Origin of the sequence: Microbacterium sp., assembly GCF_036566905.1 — a bacterium.
Lineage (GTDB): Bacteria > Actinomycetota > Actinomycetes > Actinomycetales > Microbacteriaceae > Microbacterium.
Map to the genome: position 1 here is coordinate 1 of NZ_DATCVK010000071.1, position 2,310 is coordinate 2,310.

Consider the following 2,310-nt stretch of genomic DNA (forward strand, 5'->3'; position numbering starts at 1 on the left):
CTTCCCGAGAGATGGCGACCCCTCATCAGGGGCCCCTGTGCGTCGTCGTCACAAGTGGTCAACGCTGACGTGCGGCCAGTAAACCACAATGCGGATTCGAAATCCACAAAATGCATAAGTCACCCATATTTGGATTGCCTCTGCCGATTCCGCTCACTACACTGACGGCAACGGCGCAGCCCGAGCGGCTATGGAACGACGCGCGGCAACTGCATTGAGAAGGAGTCCCCATGGCATCGGAATCGGTCGGCGGCACACAGACCGTTGAACGGGCTATGTCCCTGCTCGCCTGCTTCACCGAGGAGGCCGGCGAGCTCCGCGTGTCGGAACTCTGCGCACTGACCGGCCTCGGCCAGTCGACCGTGTCTCGCATGATGTCGGCGCTCGACCGCATGCGGTTCGTCGTGCAGGACGACCGGACCGGCCTCTACCGGCTCGGCCCGGCCGCGGTCTCCCTCGGCACCATCGCGCTCAACGGCTCACCGATCTTCCGCGCATCGCGCCAGATCGCCCAGAACCTGGCGCACCGGCTCGGCATCGGAGTGAACGTCGCCGAACTCAGCGGCTTCACCTTCACCTACCTCTGCAACTTCGAGGGCGCGCTCGCCCCGAAGTCGTTCGCGATGGCGGGCCGCACCGCGCCGCTGCACGCCACGGGGCTCGGCAAGGCGCTGCTGTCGGGCATGCCGACTCAGCTCGTCGACGAGTACTTCGCGAACACACCGCAGCGATTCACCCCGCACACGATCGTCGACCGCGACGCGATGGAGATCGCCCTCGAGGAGACCCGCAGCCGCGGGTACGCCACCGAGATCGAGGAGCTCGCCTTCGGGCGGGCCTGCATCGCGGCACCCGTTCGCAACCGCGCCGGCGAGATCGTCGCCGGCCTCTCGGCGAGCGGCCCCCTCTCGGTGCTCGACCTGCAGGCACCCCATCAGGAGATCGCGCTGCAGGTGATCGAGGCCGCCGACGAGATCTCCGTCGCCCTCGGCTACAGCCCCTCCCACTCCGCGACGGCGTACGCGGCCCTGTAAACCCCCACGCTTGAACCCCCCGCCGCGGCATCCGTCGACGGCTTCTCGACCATCCCAAGTCACCGGAGACCCTGTGAGAATCGCGCGCGTCCAAACGTTCCCCCTCTTCATCTCGAAGGAGGATGCCGAAGACTCCTACGCGGGCGAGGCGGCGGTCGAACACCGCGGCTACATGATCAGGCCGCCGTGGCGGAGCCTCTACTCCCCCGGCTACGAGACGCTCATCGTGAAGATCGAGACCGACGACGGCCTGGTGGGCTGGGGCGAGGGGCTGGCCCCCGTCGCACCCGAGGTCGCCGCGGCGATCGTCGACCACCTGCTCACGCCGCTCATCCTCGGAGAGGACCCGCGCTCGGTGCGCACGCTCTGGCACCGGATGTCGGAGTCGATGCGTGAACGCGGACACCTGACCGGCCACCAGGCCGACGCGATGGCCGCCGTCGACATCGCGCTGTGGGACCTCTGGGGCAAGGCGACCGGCCTCTCGGTCTCCGAGCTCGCCGGCGGACGATTCGCCGAGGTGCTGCCGACCTACGTGTCTGGAGTGCGAGGCGCCGACGACGCCGAGATCGCCGAGAAGACCGCCGTGCTCGTCGAAGCAGGCGTGCGCCGGTTCAAGATGCACCTCGGCACCGACCTCCGCACCGACCTCGCGACCTTCGACGCCGTCCGCGGCGCGCACCCCGACCTGCAGGTCGCACTCGACGCGCACTGGAGCTACCGCCTCGGCGAGGCGAAGGCCCTCGGCCGCGAACTCGACGAGCGCCACGCCTGGTTCTTCGAGGCGCCGCTCGCCCCCGAAGACGTCGAGGGCCACCGCGACCTCGCGGCATCCATCGAGACCCCGGTCGCGGTCGGCGAAGCGATGCGCAGCCGCTTCGAGTTCACGGACTGGCTGAACCGACGGGCCGTCGGCCTCACGCAGCCCGACATCGGACGCACGGGCATCACCGAGGGGCTCGCGATCGCGGCCATCGCCGACGCCTTCCATGCGCAGGTGGCACCGCATCACTCCGCGGCATTCGGCATCGCGATGGCCGCCGGCGTGCACGTCGCCGCGAGCTCGCCGTCGCTCCTCGCGTTCGAGTACCAGCCGCTCACGCTGCCGGTCGCGAACCGGATCCTCACGACGCCCCTCGAGGTCGCCGCCAACGGCGACTTCACGGTGCCGACCGGCCCCGGCCTCGGCGTGAGCGTCGACGAGGACTTCGTGCAGGAGTTCGTGCGCCGCTGAGCGGCACTCCCCCTCACGCGCACCGCGGCTGCGATGATCGAG

At 69.4% G+C, this 2,310-nt stretch carries 2 protein-coding genes; both read left to right on the top strand.

Annotation, left to right across the window (positions count from 1 at the left end; genetic code table 11):
- The first annotated feature begins 230 nt into the window (after positions 1 to 230).
- Positions 231 to 1,034, top strand: a complete 804-nt coding sequence (locus VIP82_RS05915; RefSeq protein WP_331906614.1) for an IclR family transcriptional regulator — start codon at positions 231 to 233, stop codon at positions 1,032 to 1,034.
- Between the two features lie 73 nt (positions 1,035 to 1,107).
- Positions 1,108 to 2,268, top strand: a complete 1,161-nt coding sequence (locus VIP82_RS05920) for a mandelate racemase/muconate lactonizing enzyme family protein (RefSeq protein WP_331906616.1) — start codon at positions 1,108 to 1,110, stop codon at positions 2,266 to 2,268.
- Positions 2,269 to 2,310 lie beyond the last annotated feature (42 nt).

Coding starts and splice junctions, on each gene's coding strand:
- VIP82_RS05915 (WP_331906614.1), top strand. CDS start 231: ATGGCATCGGAATCGGTCGGCGGCACACAGACCGTTGAACGGGCTATG.